The sequence below is a fragment of the uncultured Ilumatobacter sp. genome, assembly GCF_963980585.1.
In the GTDB taxonomy this organism is placed as follows: domain Bacteria; phylum Actinomycetota; class Acidimicrobiia; order Acidimicrobiales; family Ilumatobacteraceae; genus Ilumatobacter_A.
The window spans coordinates 68,393-91,747 of the sequence record NZ_CAXCAM010000007.1 but is presented as its reverse complement, the minus strand read 5'-3'; the positions used below and the strand labels follow the sequence as shown (position 1 = coordinate 91,747).

The 23,355-nt window shown below is 61.7% G+C and carries 21 protein-coding genes and 1 pseudogene; 18 read left to right on the top strand and 4 right to left on the bottom strand.

Annotated elements, in window-relative coordinates:
• From ACH2DW_RS04150 to ACH2DW_RS04140, 3 genes are all read left to right on the top strand, one after another.
• Window positions 1–603: TraR/DksA family transcriptional regulator (locus ACH2DW_RS04150; protein WP_394928450.1), on the top strand; the 603-nt coding region annotated here is incomplete at its 5' end.
• A gap of 24 nt (window positions 604–627) precedes the next feature.
• Window positions 628–1,134 carry a signal peptidase II gene (gene lspA, locus ACH2DW_RS04145; protein ID WP_394928449.1) on the top strand — a complete coding sequence of 169 codons (507 nt, stop codon included), beginning with the start codon at window positions 628–630 and terminating at the stop codon, window positions 1,132–1,134.
• Window positions 1,131–2,060 carry an RluA family pseudouridine synthase gene (locus tag ACH2DW_RS04140; protein WP_394928448.1) on the top strand — a complete coding sequence of 310 codons (930 nt, stop codon included), beginning with the start codon at window positions 1,131–1,133 and terminating at the stop codon, window positions 2,058–2,060. The genes lspA and ACH2DW_RS04140 overlap by 4 nt, the downstream gene beginning before the upstream one ends.
• Before the next feature lie 38 nt (window positions 2,061–2,098).
• On the opposite strand, the gene ACH2DW_RS04135 is transcribed toward ACH2DW_RS04140, so the two are convergent.
• Window positions 2,099–2,548, bottom strand: a complete 450-nt coding sequence (locus ACH2DW_RS04135) for an RrF2 family transcriptional regulator (RefSeq protein WP_394928447.1) — start codon at window positions 2,546–2,548, stop codon at window positions 2,099–2,101.
• Between the two features lie 72 nt (window positions 2,549–2,620).
• On the opposite strand from ACH2DW_RS04135, the gene ACH2DW_RS04130 reads away from it, so the two are divergent.
• From ACH2DW_RS04130 to ACH2DW_RS04110, 5 genes are all read left to right on the top strand, one after another.
• A complete protein-coding gene (locus tag ACH2DW_RS04130; protein WP_394928446.1) occupies window positions 2,621–3,745 on the top strand; it encodes an alkaline phosphatase family protein in 1,125 nt (374 codons plus the stop codon).
• A 23-nt stretch (window positions 3,746–3,768) separates the two neighbouring features.
• Entirely contained in the window at window positions 3,769–4,284 is a 516-nt protein-coding gene (locus ACH2DW_RS04125) for a proteasome activator (protein ID WP_394928445.1), read from the top strand.
• Window positions 4,285–4,357: 73 nt separating this feature from the next.
• Window positions 4,358–7,942 (top strand): DNA polymerase III subunit alpha, encoded by a 3,585-nt coding sequence (gene dnaE / locus ACH2DW_RS04120; RefSeq protein WP_394928444.1) that lies wholly within the window; start codon window positions 4,358–4,360, stop codon window positions 7,940–7,942.
• Between the two features lie 26 nt (window positions 7,943–7,968).
• Window positions 7,969–8,625 carry a hypothetical protein gene (locus ACH2DW_RS04115; protein ID WP_394928443.1) on the top strand — a complete coding sequence of 219 codons (657 nt, stop codon included), beginning with the start codon at window positions 7,969–7,971 and terminating at the stop codon, window positions 8,623–8,625.
• Window positions 8,622–9,227, top strand: a complete 606-nt coding sequence (locus tag ACH2DW_RS04110) for a nitroreductase family protein (RefSeq protein WP_394928452.1) — start codon at window positions 8,622–8,624, stop codon at window positions 9,225–9,227. Before ACH2DW_RS04115 ends, ACH2DW_RS04110 begins: the two co-directional genes overlap by 4 nt.
• Before the next feature lie 30 nt (window positions 9,228–9,257).
• Here the strand turns inward: ACH2DW_RS04110 and ACH2DW_RS04105 are convergent, their stop codons facing one another.
• Window positions 9,258–11,369, bottom strand: coding sequence for a thioredoxin domain-containing protein (locus ACH2DW_RS04105; protein WP_394928442.1), 2,112 nt, complete (start codon window positions 11,367–11,369; stop codon window positions 9,258–9,260).
• Between the two features lie 420 nt (window positions 11,370–11,789).
• On the opposite strand from ACH2DW_RS04105, the gene ACH2DW_RS04100 reads away from it, so the two are divergent.
• From ACH2DW_RS04100 to ACH2DW_RS04090, 3 genes and pseudogenes are all read left to right on the top strand, one after another.
• Window positions 11,790–12,332, top strand: a complete 543-nt coding sequence (locus ACH2DW_RS04100; protein WP_394928441.1) for a pyridoxamine 5'-phosphate oxidase family protein — start codon at window positions 11,790–11,792, stop codon at window positions 12,330–12,332.
• A 394-nt stretch (window positions 12,333–12,726) separates the two neighbouring features.
• Window positions 12,727–13,581: pseudogene (locus ACH2DW_RS04095) on the top strand (SulP family inorganic anion transporter); the annotation flags it as partial.
• Entirely contained in the window at window positions 13,555–14,136 is a 582-nt protein-coding gene (locus ACH2DW_RS04090; RefSeq protein WP_394928451.1) for an STAS domain-containing protein, read from the top strand. The pseudogene ACH2DW_RS04095 and the gene ACH2DW_RS04090, both read left to right, overlap by 27 nt.
• A gap of 61 nt (window positions 14,137–14,197) precedes the next feature.
• Here the strand turns inward: ACH2DW_RS04090 and ACH2DW_RS04085 are convergent, their stop codons facing one another.
• On the bottom strand, window positions 14,198–15,355 hold the full coding sequence (locus tag ACH2DW_RS04085; RefSeq protein ID WP_394928440.1) for a phytanoyl-CoA dioxygenase family protein: 1,158 nt from the start codon (window positions 15,353–15,355) through the stop codon (window positions 14,198–14,200).
• A gap of 190 nt (window positions 15,356–15,545) precedes the next feature.
• Here ACH2DW_RS04085 and ACH2DW_RS04080 point away from each other — a divergent pair, with 190 nt between their 5' ends.
• The gene (locus tag ACH2DW_RS04080) at window positions 15,546–17,000 is read left to right on the top strand and encodes a DUF1254 domain-containing protein (RefSeq protein ID WP_394928439.1); all 1,455 of its coding nucleotides are present in this window, start codon (window positions 15,546–15,548) and stop codon (window positions 16,998–17,000) included.
• A gap of 108 nt (window positions 17,001–17,108) precedes the next feature.
• Window positions 17,109–17,375, top strand: coding sequence for a GlsB/YeaQ/YmgE family stress response membrane protein (locus ACH2DW_RS04075; RefSeq protein WP_394928438.1), 267 nt, complete (start codon window positions 17,109–17,111; stop codon window positions 17,373–17,375).
• A 12-nt stretch (window positions 17,376–17,387) separates the two neighbouring features.
• Here ACH2DW_RS04075 and fabI read toward each other — a convergent pair whose 3' ends face one another.
• Window positions 17,388–18,170, bottom strand: coding sequence for an enoyl-ACP reductase FabI (fabI, locus tag ACH2DW_RS04070; protein WP_394928437.1), 783 nt, complete (start codon window positions 18,168–18,170; stop codon window positions 17,388–17,390).
• Between the two features lie 121 nt (window positions 18,171–18,291).
• Here fabI and cysS point away from each other — a divergent pair, with 121 nt between their 5' ends.
• The 5 genes from cysS to ACH2DW_RS04045 all read left to right on the top strand — a co-directional run bounded on the left by cysS (window position 18,292) and on the right by ACH2DW_RS04045 (window position 23,350).
• Window positions 18,292–19,428 carry a cysteine--tRNA ligase gene (gene cysS / locus ACH2DW_RS04065; protein WP_394928436.1) on the top strand — a complete coding sequence of 379 codons (1,137 nt, stop codon included), beginning with the start codon at window positions 18,292–18,294 and terminating at the stop codon, window positions 19,426–19,428.
• Window positions 19,429–19,505: 77 nt separating this feature from the next.
• The gene (locus tag ACH2DW_RS04060; RefSeq protein ID WP_394928435.1) at window positions 19,506–20,267 is read left to right on the top strand and encodes a lysophospholipid acyltransferase family protein; all 762 of its coding nucleotides are present in this window, start codon (window positions 19,506–19,508) and stop codon (window positions 20,265–20,267) included.
• Window positions 20,268–20,318: 51 nt separating this feature from the next.
• Window positions 20,319–22,322 (top strand): threonine--tRNA ligase, encoded by a 2,004-nt coding sequence (gene thrS / locus ACH2DW_RS04055; protein ID WP_394928434.1) that lies wholly within the window; start codon window positions 20,319–20,321, stop codon window positions 22,320–22,322.
• Window positions 22,323–22,360: 38 nt separating this feature from the next.
• Window positions 22,361–22,846: an HIT family protein gene (locus tag ACH2DW_RS04050; protein WP_394928433.1), complete on the top strand. Its 486-nt coding sequence runs from the start codon at window positions 22,361–22,363 to the stop codon at window positions 22,844–22,846.
• A gap of 9 nt (window positions 22,847–22,855) precedes the next feature.
• Entirely contained in the window at window positions 22,856–23,350 is a 495-nt protein-coding gene (locus tag ACH2DW_RS04045) for a hypothetical protein (RefSeq protein WP_394928432.1), read from the top strand.
• Window positions 23,351–23,355: the final 5 nt, after the last annotated feature.

The following is a 23,355-nucleotide window of genomic DNA, read 5'->3' as shown; positions in this document are numbered from 1 at the left end:
AAAAAGGCTGCCACGAAGAAAGCTGCAAGCAAGAAAGCGGCAAGCAAGAAAGCGGTCGTGGACCCGGCGATTCCTCGGCCCAAGCAGACAGTGCCTCCGAAGCCCGCTCCGAAGCCCAAGAAGAAGACCGGCTCGCCGTTGTCACCGTTGTTGTCGAACGAGATCCCTGAGCAAGTTGAAGTTCCCAAGCCGCGCGGCACGAGCAAAGACGGCGTGTCCTACACCAAGGACTTCGACGTGAAGTTCCTGAAGTCGCAGCGGGACGAATTGCTGGCGCGTCGTGCGGCTGAACTCGCACGGGCCACACGTCTTGAAGATGAAGCCACCTCGATCATCGAAGACGGTGAAATGGGCGACGTGCAGTTCGACGACGAGGGTGGCGAGGGCGACACCATGGTTGTCCAGCGTGACCTCGACCGGCTGTTGTCAGGTCAGGCTCGCCAGACCATTGGTGATATCGATGAGGCGCTTGCCCGTATCGAGGCGGGAACGTATGGGTACTCAGTGGTATCGGGCAAGCCGATTCCGCGTGAGCGTCTTGAAGCCATTCCTGAGACCACCGTGTTGGCCGTCGAGAAGGTCAGCGGCGCCGGGTTCCGGTAGTCCGAAACACAACACCGCATCGTCATGGCAATTGCCCGCGCCGCATCTTGGCGGGCTCCTGTCTTGTTGGCCATGGTCGTCGTCGTCGTCGATCAGTGGACCAAGCACTGGGCAGTCACCGTCCTGGGTACCGATCGTGAGATCGAAGTGTTCTGGACGCTGCAGTTCAACCTTGCCTTCAACAGTGGCATGGCGTTCAGTCGTGGCGAAGGATTCGGGCCGGTCATTGCCGTTGCGGCAACCGCCGTCATCGTCTGGCTGCTGATTTCGCTGCGCACTGAGTCGAGTCGGCTCTCGACCGTCGGCATGGGCCTCGTCATCGGTGGTGCTGCAGGTAACCTGATTGATCGGCTGTTTCGTGGCGAAGCATGGCTCCGTGGCGCCGTGGTCGACTTCATTGACTTCCAGTGGTTTCCGATCTTCAACATCGCCGACATGGCAATCAACGTGGGAGCCGGCGTGTTGATCCTCAACACGATTCTGGTCAGCCGCCGAAAGCCTGACGAGGCCAGAGAAGATGAGATGGCATGAGTACCAGCATGATGACTGACGAGGTGCCTGCAGCGCTTGACGGCCAACGACTCGATCGCATTGTCGCCCTGATGGGCGACATCAGCCGGTCTGACGCCGCCGCTGCGATAGCGGCTGGGGGTGTCATCGTCGATGGTGGCGCCGCTTCGTCCGGCAAAGTTCGATTGACGGAAGGTCAGGTCGTCTCGCTTGATCCGGCGACGTTCCCGCAGGTCGAATTGCCGCGGGCCGATTCGTCCGTGGAGTTCGGTGTTGTGCACGAAGACGACCATGTCATCGTCGTCGACAAGCCGGCCGGTCTTGTGGTGCATCCAGGCGCTGGCAATTTGACCGGGACACTCGCCAACGGGTTGTTGGCCCGCTTCCCGGATATCGAAGGCGTTGGTGATCCGATGCGACCAGGCATCGTGCATCGCCTCGATGCAGGAAGCTCGGGGCTGCTGGTCGTCGCTCGCACCAACCACGCTGCTGAGTACCTGATCGATCAGTTTGCTGATCACACCTGTACTCGTCGTTACGAAGCGCTTGTCTGGGGAGTTCCGGATGCTCCGCACGGAATTATCGACGCGCCGCTCGGACGCAATCGGAACGACCCGCTCAAGATGGCGGTGGTTGCCCATGGCAAGTACGCACGGACCGACTACCGAGTCATCGGCACCTATTCGGAGCCAGCCGTTGTCTCTCGACTCGAATGTCGTCTCGAAACGGGCCGCACACATCAGATTCGCGTGCATCTGGCGTCAATCAATCATCCGTTGGTCGGCGACCCGGTCTACGGACAGCGCCGCCCAGACCTCGGTGTGCAACGTCCGTTCTTGCATGCCGCAGAACTTGCGTTCAATCACCCTGGCAGCGAGGAGCGAGTCACGTTCCACAGCCCGCTTGCGAGCGATCTGCAGGCTTGGCTCGACGCAGCGGTCGCATAAACACGCTTGTCGATTGCCGGCTGGTCAGTGTTGCTTGATCAGTGCCGGTGAAGTTGCGGCCAGGGTGCCTGGCCCTGCGCAATGGCAGCGATACCGGCCAAGGAGTAACCATCGAGGTGCTCACGCATGTGTGTACCAGCCTGGTTCCAGATCTCAAGCAGGACGCACTGACCCTCGTGGTCGCATGCACCGTCTTGGTGTGGCGCTCCGAAGTCGCCGACGGTGATTGGACCATCGACGGCCGAGACGATGTCGGACAGCATGATGTCCTCGGGTTCGCGGGCGAGAACGTAACCGCCGCCGACACCTCGCTTCGAGCGGACGAGCCCGGCGCCTTTGAGTGCAAGCAGGATCTGCTCAAGGTACGGCTGGGGGAGTGCGGTGCGCTCGGCGATGTCACGGACCGACGTCGGACCGACCTGATCGCGATGCAGCGACAGGCTGAGGAGCGCCCGGCAGGCATAGTCCCCTCGGGTCGAGATGCGCACAACGTCACCTTAACTCCAACAATTGGCCGCTGACCTTGTGGAAGAGAGGTCGTTCGTGGTCAACTTGGACAAGTGACTTCCACTTCCGGCGTCGGGCCGATCATTCCGGACTACGCGGGCGCCAATGTGCGGGGGATTGTCCCGGCCCTCCTCGGACCGTCGACGTGGTCGGCGGGAACGCTGCCGCGCTGGATGCCGAAGCCAGTCGTTGATTCCGAACAATGTGTCTTGCTCGTGCTCGACGGTCTCGGTTGGGATCAGTTTCAGACGCATTGGGACCTGATGCCGACGCTCTCGACCTTCGTCGGCCAATCGATTCACACGGTGGCGCCAACCACGACCGCCACCGCCCTGACCTCGATCACGACGGGCCTGACTCCTGGCGAGCATGGGCTGGTCGGATATCGCATGATGCTCGGTGGTGACGTGCTGAACGTGCTGCGATGGGCAGTCGATGACAAGATCGTTCGCCGGCAACAGCCGCCGCCTACAGTCCAGCCGTTCGATCCGTTCCTGGGCTATGCAGTTCCCGTGGTCTCGATGGCCGAGCTTGAGAACTCTGCCTTCAGTGAGGCGCATCTGCGTGGATCGACACCGGTTGGCTGGCGGGCACCGTCATCGATCGCGGTGACCGCTGCCGCGCAGATTGCGGCTGGCGAGCGCTTTGTCTACTGCTATTACGGCAGCATCGACAAGATTGCCCACGAACGCGGGTTTGGCCCCTACTACGAAGCAGAGTTACGGGCTGCGGACCGCCTGGTCGCTGACATGCTCGAAGCGTTGCCGTCCGGAACGTCGCTCATGATTACTGCCGATCACGGGCAGGTGCACGTTGGCGACAACATCATCCACCCGTCGGAGGAGTTACTGCGCGGTGTCACGGTGCAATCGGGCGAAGGCCGCTTTCGGTGGCTCCACACCTCGCCGGGAGCACAGATGGACGTCGCCCAGACCGCGACTGCCGAAGTTGGTGACACCGCCTGGGTGGTCACCAAGGAGCAAGTCATCGACGAAGGCTGGTTCGGTCCGACGGTTGCGCCGCCGGTGCGCGCTCGTCTTGGCGATGTCGCGCTCGTCGCTCGTGACGACGTGACGTTCCACGAGAATGCCGACTCCGGGATGTACCAGCTGATCTGTCGGCACGGCTCGCTCACGTCAGCGGAAGTCAACGTGCCGCTTGTGGCAGCAACCGCCTAGAACCACGGCAGAGAAAGAGTTTCATGTCAGACATCGAATCGACTCCCCTCGAGGAAGGCGCGCCAGAAGTGTTGCGTCCCGACGACGTCCAGGGCGAGCAGGTGGAGCCGGTCGGAGAGCCGCCGTCAGGCGAGGCCGTCACGCAGCCGGCCAAGGTGATGCGGATTGGTTCGATGGTGAAGCAGCTGCTTGAGGAGGTACGCAACTCGTCGCTTGATGAGGCGTCACGCGAGCGGTTGGCGGAGGTCTACGAGCGGTCGGTGATCGAAGTGTCCGAGGCGTTGTCGCCGGATCTGCAGGAAGAACTGCGATCACTTGCGCTGCCCTTCGAGCACGACGAGGTGCCGAGCGAGGCAGAGTTACGCGTCGCCAAGGCGCAGCTCGTCGGCTGGCTCGAAGGGCTGTTCCATGGAATCCAGGCCTCGATGATGGCGCAGCAGGCCATGGCGCAGGCTCAAATGGCCCAGCAGCAGCGTTCGCTCGCTGGCGGTCCGGTCATCCCGGGCCAGCAAGCCGAGCGTCCCGGCACCTACCTCTAGGAGCCTTCGAGAGCACCTGGTAGGTTCGAGAATCCCAACGCTGTAACTCGAAGAAAGCAGCGAAAGCATCTTCATGGCCGACTCCTTCACACACCTCCACGTCCACACCGAATTCTCGATGCTCGACGGAGCATCGCGGCTCGATGAATTGGTGGCCAAGGCGGTACAAGACGGGCAACCAGCGATCGGCATGACCGATCACGGCAACATGTACGGCACATTGGACTTCTACAAGGAGTGCAACAACCAAGGCATTAAGCCGATCATCGGGACCGAGGCCTACATGGCCCACGAGCACCGCAGCGAACGTCCGTCGCGTCGCGGCCGGGTTGACGATTCAGGTGGCGAAACCGAAGGTGGCAAGAAGCTTTACTACCACCTGATCTTGCTCGCCGAGAACAACGAGGGCTACAAGAACCTCATCCAACTCGCGTCGTTGGCATTCATGGAGGGGTACTACTACAAGCCCCGGATGGACTGGGAGCTCCTCGAGAAATACTCCGACGGGTTGATTGCCACGAGCGGGTGCCTCGGCGGCCACGTGCTGCAGTCGCTGCTCAACGGTGACGACAAAGGAGCGCTTGAAAAAGCCGGTCGGCTGCAGGACATCTTTGGCCGCGACAACTTCTTCATTGAAATCCAGGATCACGGAATTCAGGCACAGAAGGAGACCAATCCAAAGCTCCTCGAGATCGCCAAAAAAATCAAGGCGCCGCTGCTGGCGACGAACGATACGCACTACACGCACCAGGACGAACACGACGCCCACGACGCGCTGCTGTGCGTGCAGACCGGGTCGCTCATGTCTGATCAGAAGCGGCTGAAATTCGATGGCAGCGACCACTATCTCAAGACCGCCGCCGAGATGCGCTATCTGTTCCGCGAGATTCCCACCGCCTGTGACAACAGCCTGTGGATCGCTGAGCGGTCGAACGTCGAGATCGAATTTGGCAAGCCGCTGCTGCCGAACTTCCCGCTGCCTGACGGCTTTGTTGATGACGAGGCATATCTGCGCCACCTGACTCAGGTCGGCGCCGAGAAGCGGTGGGGCAAGGACGTCCCGTCGGAGGCCGTCGAGCGCCTTGCCTACGAGCTGCAGGTCATCTGCGACATGGGCTTCGCGTCGTACTTCCTCATCACGTGGGACCTCATCAAGTACGCCCGCGACAGCAACATCCGAGTCGGTCCTGGCCGAGGTTCTGCTGCAGGGTGTGCGGTCGCGTACGCGCTCTGGATCACCGATCTCGACCCGATCAAGTACGACCTCCTGTTCGAACGGTTCCTGAACCCGAGTCGCATCTCGATGCCCGACATCGATATGGACTTTGAGACCCGATATCGGGAAGACATGATCCGATACGCCGCCGAACGGTACGGCCGCGATCACGTGGCCCAGATCATCACGTTCGGGTCGATCAAGGCCCGCAACGCAGCGCGTGATGCAGCTCGCGTGCTCGGCTACCCGTACGGCGTCGGTGACAAGATCGCCAAGGCGATGCCGCCACTGGTCATGGGTCGCGACACCCCGCTCAAGTACTGCTTCGAACAGCATCCCAAGTACGCCGACGGATACAAGGCTGCTGCCGATCTCCGAGCGATGTACGACACGGATCCAGACATCAAGAAGGTCGTTGACGTCGCCAAGGGTCTCGAGGGGCTGAAGCGGTCCGACGGTATTCACGCCGCCGCGGTGGTGATCACCAAGGATCCGGTCACCGATTACGTCCCGATCCAGCGCAAACCCGAGGCAGGAGTCGACCCACAAGACGCACCCGTCGTCACGCAGTTCGAAATGCACGGCGTCGAGTCACTTGGCCTGCTGAAAATGGACTTCCTGGGTTTGCGCAACCTCGATGTCATCTCCGATGCCGAGTTCATGATCCGCGAGCGACACGACCCGTCATTCGACATTGAGCAGACGGCGCTTGATGACCCGAAGACATATCAACTCCTGTCGCGTGGCGACACGATCGGCATCTTCCAGCTCGAATCTCCGCCGATGCGTCAGTTGCTCAAGGCCATGGAGCCGACCACCTTTCCTGATATCGCCGCCGTGCTGGCGCTGTACCGGCCGGGTCCGATGTCGGTCAACATGCACTACGACTTCGCGGACCGCAAGAACGGTCGTCAGGAAGTCGAGTTTTTCCACGAGGACGCCAAGGAGGTGCTCGGCGACACGTATGGCCTGATGATCTATCAGGAGAGCGTGATGCGTGTTGCACAGAAGTTCGCCGGGTACTCACTCGCTGAAGCCGACAACCTCCGCAAGGCAATGGGCAAGAAGAGCCGCGAGGTCATGGCCAAGGCGCGCCAGGCCTTTGAGGACGGCGTCGTTGAGCAGGGCTACGGCGACGAGATGGGCCCGATGCTGTTCGACATCATCGAGAAGTTCGCTGACTACGCGTTCAACAAGAGCCACACCTTCGGGTACGGACTCATTACGTACCAGACCGCGTACATGAAGGCGCACTATCCGGTCGAGTACATCGCGTCGCTCCTCACGAGCGTCAAGAACAACCTCGACAAGGCAGCCACCTATCTGGCCGATTGTCGTTCGATGGGCATCAAGGTGCTCACTCCTGACGTCAATCGGTCGCTGATGAACTTCGGAGCGTTGTCGCCGGAGGAATTGCCGCCCGGAGTCACGGTGCCAGTCGGGAGCCCGGGAGCGATCACCTTCGGCCTCTCAGCCGTGCGTAATGTCGGCGAGGCTCTTGTGGAGTTGCTGATCGCTGAGCGCACAGAGAACGGGCAGTTCAGCGACTTCTACGACTTTGTGGAGCGGGTGCCCGAAGCGGTGCTCAACAAGCGAACCATCGAGTCGTTGATCAAAGGCGGGGGCTTCGACGCACTGGGGCACCCGCGCCGCGGACTGCTCACCGTGTTCGAACACATCATTGACACGACCGTCAAGCGCCGCCGCGAGCGCGAAAAGGGAGTGATGAGCTTGTTCGGCGACTGGGGTGACGGCGAAGCCGACTCCAGTGGTGACGGAGACAGCTTCACTGAGCGGACACCAATCCCCGACCTGCACTTCGACAAGAGTGAGCAGTTGCGCTTCGAAAAGGAGATGCTCGGTCTCTACGTTTCGGACCACCCCCTGTTTGGCGTCGAGGGGGCCTTGAAGCGCAAGGTCGAACATGCCCTGATCGACCTGCCGAACATGGAAGACGGCACGCCAGTGGTCGTGGGTGGTGTGATCACCAACCTGGCGCGCAAGTTCACCAAGAAGGGTGACCAGATGGCGGTCTTCCTGCTGGAAGACCTCGACGCATCGATCGAGGTGACGATCTTCCCGCGGACTTTGGCCGAGCAGGGCCACAAGCTCGAAGACGACCTCATCGTCTCCGTGAAGGGTCGGCTTGACCGGCGCGACGAGTCGCGTTTCGGCATCATCGGGCAGACAATCACGGTGCTCCATGGGCTCGATGACGGGCCAGCTGTGCCGCTCCGTCTGCGCATGCCGTCCACGTCGCTTGACGAGCTGAAGATCCAGCGCCTGAAGCGCATTCTGAAGGAGCATCCGGGCGATTCAGTGGTCATGGTGGACATCGGAATGGGCCAAGTCTTGAAGCTGGCTGACGAGTTCCGTGTCGATGTGGATCGGTCGGTCGGCGAGTTGCGGATGGCCTTCGGGCACGAAGCCGTCCTCCTCTAGCCGATTCCCAGTGTAGAATGGGAACGATGGCTCTTGAAGTTTCGACCAACGACGCCTCCGCATTGACGGACACCGACCTCGACGAATTGGCGTCGATGGAAGAGGCCTTCAGCGCCGGATCGCTCTCGAAGGCCAAAGAAGACTGGGTCCTCATCACGACGGCTCGCTTCGGTGATGCTCTGCATGGCTTCACGTTCTCCACGCTCGAACGCATCGGAGGCACTCCATGTGTGCTCATCGGGCTGATGAGCGTCAAGCGCTCGTCGAAGCGTGACCAGGTACTGCGCGGCCTGATGAGCGAGGCATACCACCGGGCGCTGATGGCATTCCCCGACGAGGACGTCGTTGTGGGCTGTCGCTTCGTCAATGCTGATTCTGTGGTGGCGTTGAAGGATCTCGACGATCTCACGCCGCGTCCCGACAACGACGCCGTCGGCGAAGAACGTGCCTGGGGTCGACGCTTGGCCAAGCGCTTCGGTATCGATGGCAAGTATGACGCGAAGTCCTTCATCTCGAAGGCTGGCGCGCAAGACGGTTTCCTAGACTTTGAGTCGGCCAAGCCTGAGAAACTCGATCCTGATGTCGTCGAGATGTTCGATGCTGTGCCGGTCGACAAGGGTGGCGTCATGGTGGTCTATGGCTGGACCATGGCCGAAGATCTGCAGAAGCTCGGTAAGCGCTGAGCGAGTTCACGCACGTCGTTCGCTCGCGGCGGATGACGCGGGCGTTCTCGACTGAGTCGGTTGATCCGGCTGTTGTCGATTCTCTCGTCGATCTTGCATCTCGAGCCCCCAGCGCCGGCAAGACGCAGGGTTGGCATCTCGTTGTGCTCGAAGGCGAGCAGACGAAACGGTTTTGGGATATCTCGCTGCCCGCAGCGAAGCGTGCGTCTTTTCGGTGGACACACCTGCTTGACGCTCCGATTATTGCGCTGCCGTTGGCGGATGCCAGTGCGTACACGGCCCGCTACGCCGAACCTGACAAGGCTCGGACCGGACTCGGAGTGGGAGCCGACGCCTGGCCGGTGCCATATTGGACGATCGACACGTCGATGTCGGTGATGACGTTTCTGCTGGCTGCGCAGAACGCTGGCCTCGGCGCCCTGTTCTTCGGCGTATTCCACAACGAAGTCGCGCTGCGCGTTGAACTTGGTATCCCTGACGACCTCGAATTGCTCGGTGCGATCGCGTTGGGGCACCGCCTGGACGATGAGAGTGGGCTTGGCCGAAGCTCCAATCGGGAGCGCCGGTCACCGGACCAGATCATCCACCGCAACGGCTGGTGACGCTGGTTGGCCTTCCGGATCCGATGGTGCTCAGGCTGGGGCTTGACTCGCTTCGCTCGGCGGGGCCGGGTCTTGTCCATTCGGAGTCGCTGCCGGGGTGCCGGGCATCGAGAGACGTTTGCCTGTGAGAACTTCAGAGAAGCCTTCGACGGTGTCCTGCGGCAACTGGCAGACGTGGTCACGGCAGACGTAGACATAACCTTCGGCGCGGCCCTCCCACAATGGCGAGTCGTACGGCTCGCCCCAGGCCAGCACCGTGTCGGGACGCCAGATCGACTGTGCCATGCGCAAGATGTCGGGACGGTCGCCGACGATGACGACCTCGGTCGTGCCGCGACGGCGAAGGTCGGCGGCAATGAGTGCGTTGGAGTACATACCGATGCCTTGATCGACCTGAGTGTTGAGCAAGTGGAGGATGCGGTCAGCTTGGTTGGCATAACGCTGTTCGCCGGTCAGACCGGCAAGCCGGTAGAGCGCGACTGCTGCAGTGGAGTTGGCTGACGGCAGGGCGTTGTCCTTGAGGTCCTTCTGGCGGACGATCAACTCTTCGGCGTCTTCGGCTGTGGTGTAGAGCCCGCCATTCACTGGGTCCCAGAACCAGTCGAGCATCGTGTCAGCGGTCTCGATCGCGGCAGTGATCCAACGTGCCTCGCCGGTGCACTCAGCGAGTCGTGTGAACGCGTCGACGAGCGCGGCGTGATCGCCGGCGAGTGCATCGTGGCGAGCTCGGGGTTCGCCGTCGGCGTGCCAGCTCCGATGCCATCGGCCGTCTGGCTTGCGGAGCTCACGCAGGAGGAACTCACCGTTGCGAACTGCAGCGTCGCGCCAGTCGGAGTTGTTAAACACTGATGCAGCCTCGGCGAGCGTCGAAAGGAACAACGCATTCCACTCGGTGAGGATCTTGTCGTCGAGACCGGGGCGGCGGCGCTCGTGTCGAGCTTGCGCCATGCGGAACGTGGCATAGTCGATTTCCTTCGGACGCTGCAACACTCCGCGGGCTTGCATCCGGTTCGGGATGGAGCGGCCACCGCTCTCGGCCCAGTTGCCTTCGTCGGTGATGTCGAACCACTCGATGGTCGCATCGACGATGGCAGGTTTGACGTCGGGCATCGCGGCGCGAACCTCGTCGGGCGTCCAGGTGTAGAAGAGGCCTTCGACGCCGTTGCCGTTTTCGTCGGGGGAGTCAGCGTCTTCTGCCGAGTAGAAGCCTCCGTCAGGATGCTGCAGCGTTGTGAGCACGTAACCGATCGTCTCGCCGAGCACTTGCCTCCACTGCTGTTTGCCGAGCACGATCAGGCCGTGGAGGTAGGTCTTGCACAGGAGGGCCTGGTCCGACAGCATTTTCTCGAAGTGCGGAACGAGCCATTCACGGTCGACCGAGTAGCGGGCGAATCCGCCTCCAATGTGGTCGTACATGCCGCCGGAGCACATCGCATCGAGCGTCGTGACAATGATGTTCTGGGCTGCCTCAGCACCATTGCTCATGTAGGCGCGGAGCATGAGCTCAAGGTTGAAGCTGGACGGGAACTTGGGTGCCTGACCGAAGCCGCCCCATTCAGGGTCGAAGGCTTTGCCGAGGCCCTGGACGGCGTTGTTGAGCTGCTCGACGTCGGGAAGGTCGTCGCCAGCCTTCAGTTCGCTGCTCGCAGAGATTGCCTTCACGAGCTGATCGACGTTTTTGCGCACGTCTTGTTGGCGAACGGTCCAGATACCCCCATCACCGTTCTCGCCATCGCCGTTGATGGCATCAAGCAGCTTGAGGAACGGTTCCTTCGGGTAGTAGGTGCCGCCGTAGAACGGTTCGCCGTCGGGCGTCATGAAGACGGTCATCGGCCAGCCGCCTCGGGCGGTCATCGCCTGCACGGCATCCATGTAGAGCGCGTCGACGTCGGGGCGCTCTTCGCGGTCAACCTTGACGTTGACGAACAGCTCGTTCATCCTCGCCGCCACCTCGTTGTCTTCGAAGCATTCATGGGCCATCACGTGACACCAGTGGCATGCCGAGTACCCGACCGACAGCAACACCGGCACGTTGCGTTCTCTTGCGGCAGCAAAGGCGTCTGGTCCCCAGGCGTACCAGTCGACCGGGTTGTCCCTGTGTTGGCGCAGGTAGGGCGAAGTTTCGTCGGCAAGCCGGTTCATGCGAAGCAGGGTAACGGCGACCTGGTCTGCCACGCCCGCACAATGGTCACCCAGTTCAGCTCGATTCAGGCTGCGGCTGGGGCAGCAGACGGTTGGTGTGCAAGCTGGTCGTGTTGGTCAGCCAATACGTCGGGTTGGCACCAGCGGTGCAGTCTGCCGTCGGGGAGAAACACTCTGAGTTCTCGGGTGCTCGGGTCGAGTTGAAATCGCCATCAGCCCTCGTGCGTTCGACGGTGGTGATAGTCGCATGGCGCTCGCGTTGTGTGCGCCGCTGTCCCGGACCTTCGGGGCGCGTTGTAGAGCGTCACCTCTGTGCCAACCTCGGCGTTGGCTCGACAGAGAAGCAGCATCGCGATGGGGCGTCGAGGGGGTGCCTTCCAGCCGCATTGCTCCCACACCATCATGCAAAGGTGTGTTGTCATGCCGAAGATGACCGACACCGAAGTCGCCGCGTTCCTCGCCGAGCGACGCCATCTGTTGCGCGTGGCGACCGTCGACGCTGACGGCATGCCCCGCAATGTGCCGATCTGGTACATCATCGACGCGAACCGCATCGTGTTCACGCCGCGTTTGCATTCGGTCTTCTTGGCGAACATGATGCGGAATCCGCGCGTCGGACTGACGATCGACGAAGCCGACCTCCCGTATCGCAAGGTCACAGTGCAGGGGTTCGCCGAACTGCTGCATCCTCCCGGAGCCGATGACGAGTGGCGTGATCTGTACCGGGCAATCGCAGCTCGCTACGTGTCACAAGAAGCGGCCGACGACTACGTCCTCAACACGATTGACCAACCACGGGCCTTGCTCGGGGTCGCGCTCGATGATGCAACGAGTCGCGTCTCGTGTTGGAGAATGCCGGTCGGCGACGAGGCGGCTTCGGGTATCTGGGCACGTCGCTACTTCCTCGATGGAACTGCAATGGCAGCCGTCGCCGACGGCGACACCCCAACCAGTCGAACCTGACCCGATTCGCCTCACTGCCGGGGAATTGTGTGGGTTGGGGGCCACCGAAGGGCGCCATTTGACGCGGCCTCTGATCGTGTTCGACTCACGGTTCGCCGACGCGATCATCGTGCGTTCGATATGGCCCTGATTGAGACTGGTGGTGCCTTTGGCACTCAGGTGATGGGCGGATGGAACTGGGTGTTTCCGCCGGTATCGAACCGATGCGGAGGTGGCTGACGGAACTTGGCACCTGCTAGAGATCCGTCAGCTCTGTTTCACAATGATGCAGCCAATCACCTGCGCCCACCGCGCTCGCACAGAAACGCTCAGGAGATGCTCAGGTGTTTCTCCTCGATCTCTTCCTCGAGGGACCAACTGATGCGGATGGTCAGCTTCTGGCGATCCGGACCGCGCGGTCGCGCTCGCAGGACTGCTTGCGATCATGATGGGCATCCTGCTGCTGGTCGCAGGGGTTCTGCATCTGGGGTTCGTCGTCGACCTGCTTTCGAAGCCCATTCGCGTCGGGTACCTGAACGGCATCGCGGTTGTCGTGATCGTCGGCCAACTCCCCAAGCTCCTCGGTTTCACCATTGAGTCGGACTCATTCGTCGGCAACATGCGCGCCACGGCCGAAGGCATGTCTGATGGGCTGGTCAACTCGACGGCGATGTTGATCGGCCTGGCATCGCTCGCGTTGATCGTCGGGTTGCGTCTCTTCTTCAAGCGTGTTCCAGCGGTGTTGATCGCTGTCGCTGGGGCGATGATCTGGGTTGCCGTCACGAGTGCGAACGATGAAGTGCCGGTTGTCGGAGCCCTGCCGCGCGGCTTGCCCGCTCCTGCCTTGGGTGGCCTGAGCTGGGGCGATGTGGCTTCGCTCATTGGCCCGGCCCTGGGTATTGCGCTGATCGCTTTTGCGGACACGGGCGTTCTGTCTCGGGTATTCGCTGCGCGTCATGGCGAGACGGTCAGTGGCAGCCATGAGATGCGCGGAATCGGTCTGTCCAATATCGCGAGTGGAATGTTCGGAGGGTTTCCAGTGTCGGCGTCTTCGTCGCGCACGCCGGTGGCAGAGCAGGCAGGAGCGCGCACGCAACTTGTCGGAGTCACCGGAGCGCTGTTGATCGTTGGTTTTGTGTTCGTCGCTCCAGGGCTCACCAACTACTTGCCCTCGTCAACGCTTGCGGCGGTCGTCATTGTCGCGGCCGGTGGTCTCATCGACGTGCCCGCCGTTGTTCGGCTGATGAATGTCAATCCGATCGAGGGATTGTTGTCGATAGCGGCATTTCTGGGCGTGGTGTGGGTGGGGGTGCTCGAGGGCATTGTCATCACGATCGGTCTGTCATTCGTTGCGTTCGTCAACGAGGCCTGGCGGCCTTACCGCGCAGAACTGGTGCAGATTCCTGGAATGCGTGGGTACCACGACCGAAGCCGTCATCCGGAGGGTCACCGCATCGACGGCATCGTGATCCTGCGATTTGACGCGCCGCTGTTCTTTGCCAACGGTGGCATGTTCACCGATTACGTGCGATCGGTGGTGGCCGCTGGTCCTGAAGTCACCACCTTGATCCTTGCGGCCGAGCCGATCACTGACATCGACTCGACCGCCGTTGATGATTTGGTCGAACTCGACGACTTCCTCGCCAACGCCGGCATCACGTTCCTCATTGCCGAGATGAAAGGTCCGGTGAAAGATCGTCTCGCGCGTTACGGACTCGATCGTCGCTTCGGTCCTGAGCGATTTGCCCCAACGGTCGGTGCCGCTGTCGATGCGGTGCTTGGCCACGAACGTGATGACATCGGAGAACCGTCAGACCGGAGTTGACCAAGAAGTACGGAGGATCGGCCGGTTTCGCGTCAGGAAGGTGAGAGGTCGGCGCTCTCCCTCAGATGAAGATGTCGCGGGTGTTGTAGTCGCGAAGCACGCGCTCGTAGGTGTCGTCGTTGTACCGATAGTCATGTTCAAGACCGACGAACGGCGCGTACCGGAAGCGGGATTCTCCCGGGTAGTGCTGCGACCGAGCATCAATCGCCGTGGCGATCACCGCTGACCGAATAAAGATCCGCTCCTCGTCGTAGAGGTCGGCTTGGCCGGGGACGTCGGCCTTGTACTGAAGCTTGCCTTCGACGCCGAGCACTGAGGATCGCCGATGAAATCCGAAGGTGATGGAGAGACGCGGGTCTGGCGATGAGTTCACGAACGAACCGTGGAGTAGTTGACGGTTGACGATGGTGACGTCGCCCGCGACGCAGACGAGTGGAACGGCGCCGGGTAGCCGCTCATCACCGCCGTTGTCGGACACCAGACCGCTGACGTTGATTCGCCCCGACTTGTGGGTGCCCGGCATCACCCACAGCGCATTCGCTGCGGTCGTGCGGTGGAGCTGTACCTGGAAGTTGAACCCGTGAATGCTGTCGTCCCAGTCAGGACTCTCCCAGTGTGTGGCCCCATCCTGATGCCATGACACCGCCCCGCCCAAACCCGGTTGCTTCACGAAAATGACATCGTTGTACGGGACGAAGTCAGCGCCGTTCAGCGCAGCGGCCACGCCCAGTAACTGGGGGTGTCCGTAGAGGCGGAGACCAGCAGGAATTGCTTGACAGACGCCGGAGATCAGATGCACGACGTACTCCGGTGCGTCAGCGTCAGCGGCTGGTTGCTCCATCTGTGTCGGGTGCCGTCCCGCTAGGAGTCTGGTGCCACCCCACGGGTCAGAGAGTGGCTTGATGAACAAGAAGGGATCGATCGCGAGGTCTCGTCCAAATGCAGGTCGGCCCGTAGCATCGTGCTCCGCGCGTGGCCGAACAGGGGCTCGACTGAGGAGGTCGTCCACGCCGACTCGCAGTTCTTCGAGCTCGGTGGACTCGATGACGCCCTCGAAAATGTAGAAGCCGTGTGTCGAGTATGCGTCGAGAATGTCACTGGCAAGCCCACCGTCCTCGTCGAATCGAAGAGGACCCCGATTTCCAATCTCGTTGGCCAACCGCTCACCTCTGTCGCAGTAGTCGACCATCTTTGCTGCATGCTCAGCTCGCGTCTCCATGCCCCGAACCTACGGAGATGTGAGGCCTCGTTCAAGATTCGATGTCTCTCTTTCTCTCCAGCGAGCCCGAGTCGGCCGGGGACTGGTTCGCTGGGCTGCACCAGACAGCCCGTCGCCTGCGGGAGATATCGTCAGTCGTCGCACACCACCACTTACTTGGGCTTACACCACTACTGAGTGAGGACCTCCAATGACCTTTGAATCGACCGGGCCAAACGATGTCGTCCGCATGACGGCACCGAATCCACCGCTACAGGTGGTGACCTCTGAGTTCGTCGGCGACCTTCAGTTCGAGAACGAATACCCAACGGATGCAACGGTGGACAAGCTGTTCGACCATCTCGATTTCCAGCGGGGCTGTCAGGCGTTTCTGCGCAATATCACCGCGTCGTCGATGTATTCGTTCCGTGCAGGCTTGCGGCGAGACTTGGGAGTCACGTCGGCGAGCCAACTCGTTGTCTGGGAGGACCAGTTCGATGCCCGGTCGCTGCTGCTCACGCCGAACTCCGAAACGGTCTACGGCATGACCTACCTCGACCTGAAAACCGACGGCCCGACGGTGGTCGAGGTGGCCCCAGGGATCCTGGGGTTGGTCAACGACATGTGGATGCGCGAAACAACGAACATCGGCCCGGCCGGACCCGACCAGGGCCGAGGCGGTCGATTCCTGTTCTTGCCCCCCGGCTACGACGGTGAACTTCCCCCGTATGGCTTCCACATCTGCCCGTCGGAGACCTTCGGGCTGTGGCTCTTGCTTCGTGGCATGCGCACACCTGATGGCTCGTCGGCCGAAGCCGTGGCGCTGCAACGGCAGACGCGCATCTATCCGTTGGCTGAGATGGACGAGCCTCGTCAGACCGAGTTCGTCAACGCCTCTGGTCAGGACCTCGACACGATCCATCCGATCGACTTCCGTTTCTTCGAAGACCTCGCCACCCTCGTGAACGAAGAACATCCGGACGCAATCGATGCCGAGACAGCGGGCATGTTGGCCACCCTCGGGATCGCTCACGGCGAGCCGTTCAGCCCCGACGACCGCATGACCCGGATACTGACTGAATCGGCCAAGGTCGGCTCGGCGATGGCGCTCGCCACGAGCTACCGAACCCGACTTCCACTTCAGCGTTATGACGACCGCCAGTGGATCGAGATCGGCAACACCGGCTATCCCTACTACGAGCAGGACGGCCACACCATGCTGTCGGGCCTCAGTCTGATGGGTTGGTTTGCCACAGGTTCCTCCATTGCCATGGTGACCCCGCCACCGGGCAAAGGTTCGGCATACATCTGGACCTACAACGACGGTAACGGCGAGTGGCTCGACGGTGCCCGCACGTACGAGTTGAACCTTCCACCGGGAGTCCCCATGGCTAACTTCTGGTCGGTTGTGATTTACGACGTGTGGACTCGGTCGATGCTCGCCAATGGTCAAGCAGCACCGAGTCTCAACAGCTTCGCCGAACTCGACACGAACGACGATGGTTCAATCACGATCACCTTCGGTCCGGAGCAACCCGCTGAGGGGGAGTCGAACTGGATCCGCACGATCCCGGGCAAGGGCTGGTTCACGATCTTTCGGCTCTACGGTCCGACCGACGGCTACTTCGACCACAGCTGGAAGCCCAGCGACATCACCCCTGCCTGAACGCGGACGACATCGCTGGAACTGGAGGCACCGCGACCTCCACAACTCGCTGCGAACCGGTCTGGGAGCAGCTGTGGGCACGTCCAACAACTCGCTAGCGTCGGGCCTATGAGCATCATCGGGTGGATCGCCGTTGGATTAATTGCCGGCGGTCTGGCTCGGTGGATCGTCAAGGACGACCGCAGTGGCTGCATTTACACGATGATCGTCGGTGTACTCGGCGCGATGATCGGCGGCTGGCTCATGTCGATGATCGACAGCAGTGGCGTCGACGAGTTCTCGCTGCGCAGCATTGGTGTTGCCGCGATCGGCGCGGTGTTGTTACTGCTGGTGTTGCAGGCGATCGCTGGGCGCGGACCGAGGAACGCCGGCTAGAAGAGGGCGGACTTACACGCCAGTTGCGTGGAAGCCGCCGTCGACGTGGATGATCTCGCCCGTGGTCTTGGGGAACCAGTCGGACAGCATTGCGACGACGGTGCGCGCAACTGGCTCTGAGTCGTTGACGTCCCAGCCGAGAGGTGCGCGTCCATCCCAGACGTCCTCAAACTTGGCGAAACCAGGAATTGACTTGGCAGCCATCGTGCGGATCGGTCCGGCGGCGACCAGATTGCAGCGGATGCCCTGCGGGCCAAGTTCCTTGGCTAAGTATCGAGACACGCTCTGCAGCGCGGACTTGGCGACACCCATCCAGTTGTAGGCCGGCCAGGCCACTGAGTTGTCGAAGTCAAGGCCGACGATCGAACCACCATTTCCCATGAGAGGAACGAATGCATCGGCGAGCGCCTTGAGCGAATAGGTCGACACATGCATCGCAATGGCGACGTCATCCCACGGGGCATCCATGAAGTTGTCGCCGAGGCACGATTCCGGAGCGAAACCCACTGCGTGAAGCACACCGTCGACTCGGCCCCATTTCGCCGCAAGCGCATCGCTGACAGCGACGCCGTGTTCAGGAACGGTCACGTCGAGTTCGAACACCTCGATATCGGAGCCGTCGGGGTTCGTGCCGAGTTTGCGTGCTGTGCGCTGCGTTAGACGCAGCGCGCGCCCGGCGCCGGTGAGCACGACGTTGGCGCCCTGTTCCTGCGCGATTTTCGCCACCCCAAATGCAAGTGACGCGTCCGTCAGGACGCCGGTGATCACGATGTTCTTTCCGTCGAGCAGACCCATGACCCGCAAGCTAGCCCGATCATCGACTGTGACACGCGTTGCGAAGGCGGGGGAGTAGCCGTGCCGTGTGGCACCCTGTCGCCATGTCGGGAATGAAACGTCAGTCGTCGGGGGTTGACAAATGTCCGTGAAGCAAACAATGCAGCTCTACGACACCGCTCGTCGCACCATCGTTCCGTTCGAGCCCGGCGATGAGGTGCTGATGTACACCTGCGGCATCACGCCGTACGACGCCACGCACCTGGGGCACGCTGCCACGTTCATCGCATATGACATCCTGCAGCGCCGCCTCATCGACATGGGCCACACGGTCAAGTGCGTCCGCAATGTGACCGACGTTGACGATCCGTTGTTCGTGAAGGCGCGTGAACTCGGTGTGCATTACCTCGACCTGGCGGCTTCGGAGGAAGCTCGCTTCGAGCGCGACATGGTCGCGCTCAACGCGCTCCCCGTCGCATCGAGCCCGCGAGCCTCCTCGGCGATCCCTGACATCCGAGGCTTCATTGGCATGGTGCTCGATCGTGGCTTTGCATACGAAGCGGGTGGCTCCGTCTACTTCGACGTCTCGAAGTTCGACTCGTTCGGATCGATGAGCGGCTACTCCGAAGAGGAGATGCTCGCCTACGCAAAAGAGCGCGGAGGAAACATCGAGGATCCGAACAAGCGATCCCCGCTCGACTTTGTGCTGTGGCATCCATCTGCAGACGACGAACCGGCTTGGGACACGATGTGGGGTGCTGGTCGTCCCGGCTGGCACATCGAGTGTTCGGCGCTTGCGTTGCGCGAGCTCGGCACGACCATCGACTTGCACGGTGGCGGCTCAGACTTGATTTTTCCGCACCACGAATCCGAACGGGCACAGTCCGAGGCGGCCACCGGTGAGCAGTTCGTCAAACACTGGATGCACACATGCATGATCTTCATGGACGGCGAGAAAATGTCGAAGAGCCTCGGCAATCTCGTGTTTGTCGACGCATTGCGCGAGACCTACGACCCGCGCTCAATCCGACTCGCGATCATCGAACACAACTACCGCGTCGACTGGCACTGGGCCGATGACCTGATGCCGCGCAACGCAGCTCGTCTGGAGAAGTGGCTCGCGAACGCTCGACCGAATCCAAGCTTGCTCGAAGTCGTGCGCGAACGTCTCGACGACGACCTCGACACGCCCGGTGCGATTGCCGCCATTGATGCCGCAGCGACTGCCGGCGAGGGGGTTCTCGAATCGGCCGCACTGCTCGGCGTTGACCTCACCTGACTCACACGAAATCTGATTCACACGAAGTTCACCGAGCCGCCTCCGAAGCGCGCGGTACCTGTTCTAATGTCGCTCTCATGAGCGAAGGCCCCGGCGCAGGGACGCTGCAGCGAAGAGTTCGCAAGGTGGGCGCTCCGCTCGTCACGCGTTTGTGGGACCTCGACGTGTCTGGCCTCGAACAGTTGCCCTCCGATGGACCGGCGATTTTGTGCCCCAATCACATCTCGTTTCTCGACTCGGCATTGCTCACGTTCACGCTGCCGAGAAACATCTCTTTTGTCGGCAAAGCCGAGTACATGGACTCATGGAAGACCAAGTTCCTGTTTCCCGCGATGGGCATGATCCCCATCGACCGGACGGGTGGAACCAAGAGCGCCGCAGCGCTCGATGCCGCTGAAGCTGTGCTCCGGCGCGGCGAGCTGTTCGGGATTTACCCGGAAGGGACGCGGAGCCGCAACGGGTCGCTCGGAAAGGGGAGGACGGGTGCGGCCCGACTGGCCATGACTGTTGGATGCCCGATCTACCCGGTCGGCATCATTGGCACCGACGAGATTCAGCCGCCCGACGCCAAGGCGCCGAAGCTCCGCAAGCGCGCCGAGATCAAGATCGGTCGTCCGGTCAAACCGGAGCGATACATGAATCGCGGGGCGGAGCACCTCGCCTGGCGATCGATGATCGACGAAGTAATGTTTGAGATCCGCGAACTGTCCGGCCAGGAGTACGTCAACCGATACCACGGTGACGAAGCCGACTCCGAGCCCACCGTGACGGCACACGTCGGTCATGTCACCGACGCCGTGCCCGCGGAACGCGAACTCGTCGCTGTAGCGGACGGCTGATCTGAAACCGTCCGCCTGTGCGGCGACGTGCGCTTCTATCCTGAACGTCCCATGTCGAACATCACCATCTCGCTTCCCGACGGTTCAAGCCGAGAGCTGCCTGGAGGGTCGACAGCGCTCGACCTCGCAGCATCCATCGGGTCCGGTCTGCGCAAGGCAGCCGTCGCTGCAAGCATCGACGGCGTCGAAGCCGACCTGACCGTCCCGCTCGTCGACGGCAACGTCGTGGCGCTGATCACCAACGACACCGACGCCGGACGGCACGTGCTGCGTCACTCGACGGCACACGTACTGGCCCAAGCGGTGACGCAGCTGTATCCCGGCGCCAAGTTCACGATTGGCCCTGCCATCGAGAACGGCTTCTACTACGACTTCGACTTGCCTGACGGCAAGACCTTCACCGATGACGACCTGGGAGTCATCGAGAAACAAATGAAGGAGATCGTTAAGCAGAACCAGCCATTCACGCGTTCGGAACACTCGATGGCCGAAGCAAAGGAACTGTTTGCAGATCAGCCGTACAAAGTCGAGATCATCGAGCGCGTCGAGTCAGCAGACGCAGATGCAGAAGATGCAGGCGAAGTGTCCGGCGATGGGATCATCAGCGCCTACCGCAACACCGACGAATTCATCGACATGTGTGTCGGCCCGCACGTGCCGAGCACGGGCAAGCTTGCATTCTTCAAGTTGCAGCGCGTCTCGGGCTCGTACTGGCGTGGCAACGAGAAGGGTCCACAACTCCAACGTGTCTACGGCACAGCCTGGGAAAGCAAGCAGGCGCTCGCAGGGCACCTCCACCAGCTCGAAGAAGCCTTAAAGCGCGACCACCGCAAGCTCGCTGTCGAGCAAGATCTGCTCAGCTTCCCGAGCAAGCTCGGTGGCGGCCTCGCGGTGTGGCACCCGAAGGGTGCAACCATCCGCAAGCTAATGGAGGATTACAGCCGCCAGCGTCACGAGAACGGGGGCTACGAGTTCGTTTACACGCCACACCTCGCCAACGCGAACCTGTTCGAGACATCCGGTCACCTCGACTTCTACGCCGACGGCATGTACCCGCCGATGGAGATGGACAACGGGACGTACTACCCGAAGCCGATGAACTGCCCGATGCACTGTCTCATCTTCGACAGCCGTCAGCGCAGCTATCGCGAACTGCCGCTCCGACTGTTCGAACTCGGCACCGTTTATCGCTACGAACGGGCGGGGACATTGCACGGTCTGATGCGGATCCGGGGCTTTACGCAGGACGACAGCCACATCTATTGCACGCAGGAACAACTCGCCGGCGAGGTGGCCGGTTTGCTCGACTTCGTGCTGTCGGTCCTCCGCGCATTTGGTTTTGACGAGTTCACGTTCAATCTGTCCACGCGTGACCCCGAGAAGTCGGTCGGCACCGACGAGATCTGGGAGACGGCGACGACCGCACTGCGTGACGCGCTCGACTCACACGGCCTGGAGTACGCCGTTAAGGAAGGCGACGCAGCGTTCTACGGCCCGAAGATCGACATCGACGTGCGCGACGCAATCGGCCGGTCGTGGCAGCTATCGACCATTCAGGCTGACTTCCAGCTTCCCGAGCGTTTCGACCTTGAATACGTTGGCGCCGACAACAACCGGCACCGGCCGATCATGTTGCACCGTGCGCTCATGGGATCGATCGAACGCTTCTTTGGCGTGCTCGTTGAGCATTACGCTGGGGCCTTCCCCACGTGGCTGGCGCCTGTGCAGGTGCGCGTCCTTCCGGTTGCGACGCCGCACGAGGAGTACGCCCACGAAGTCGTCGACCGACTGCGCTCCGCTGGTGCCCGGGTCGACATGGTCGCCGCGGACGATGGCCTGGGTAAGCGAATTCGTAACGGCAAGGTGGAGAAGCTCCCATACGTGCTGGTGGTCGGTGACGACGACGTCGCCGCGCGCACCGTCGGCGTGAACGTTCGCGCTGATATGCAGAGCGAGGGCGCTCCGGATGTTGAACGTGACGTGCCGCTCGATGACTTCGTCTGCCGTTTTGAGGGCGAGGTCGCCGAAGCCACCGACGCAGCGCTGCAGGCCTGATGCTTGACCGCATTTGGTCGGGTTGGCGGGCTGCGTACGTGACTGACGCGCCCTCCCGTCAGGACGGCCATGATGCCGCAGGGAGTGTCTTCACACAACTCCTGAATTCGGGAGCGCCAGACGAGGAGACGCACATCGTCTACCGCGGCAAGCTCGTCTTCGCTGTCTTGAACATCCATCCCTACACGTCGGGCCATGTACTGGTCTTGCCGTACCGGGAGGTGGCCGACCTCAACGACCTGACGCCGGACGAGACAACCGAACTCTGGGCCACCGTGAGCGCAACGGTTGATGCGGTCCGCTCCGCGTATGCCCCCGATGGTGCGAATGTGGGGCTCAATCTCGGTCGTGCTGCGGGAGGCTCGGTCCCGACGCACCTCCACGTGCACGTCGTGCCTCGTTGGACCGGCGACTCGAACTTCATGTCGTCGATCGCCAACGCTCAGACTCTTCCCGAAGCCCTCGAAGTGTCGGCTGGTCGCCTTCGAGCAGCATTCGGCCGACATCTGCCGGCTGATGCGTAGGCTGACGTGGTGACGACCGACGATCAGATCGACGAACTTCCCGACGACCTCAATCCCGCAGGATTTGTCGGCGCCTACCTCTTTCCCGACAACAGTCGTCGGCGCTGGCCCGGAGTCATGTACCTCGGATTCGCTGCCATCATCGCGGCGGTCTACTTCCTCGCCAATGACGCGGCAGTGGTCAACGCTGGTTGGCTGGTCGCAGCGGTCGTGCTCGCTGCGGTTGGACTGTTCTCGATCAGCTCCGGCTGGCGGATGACAGTCGATGAAAAAGAAGCACTGGTCGCAGCCCAGGGCGCTGTCGGGTTTGCCGTCGGCCATGCCTCAGCGCAGCAGGTCTGGCGAGGACTCCGCAGCCGCCCCACCTGGCGGGTGCTCTGCTACTCAGCCGAGGAACCGCCGGCGCAGCGTGGTCTGGTGCTCGTCGACGCAGTCGATGGTCGCATCCTTGAACACCTCGTCGAGATCAACGACGAGGCTGACCTCGAGTCGGCTGCCGGTTAGAGTCG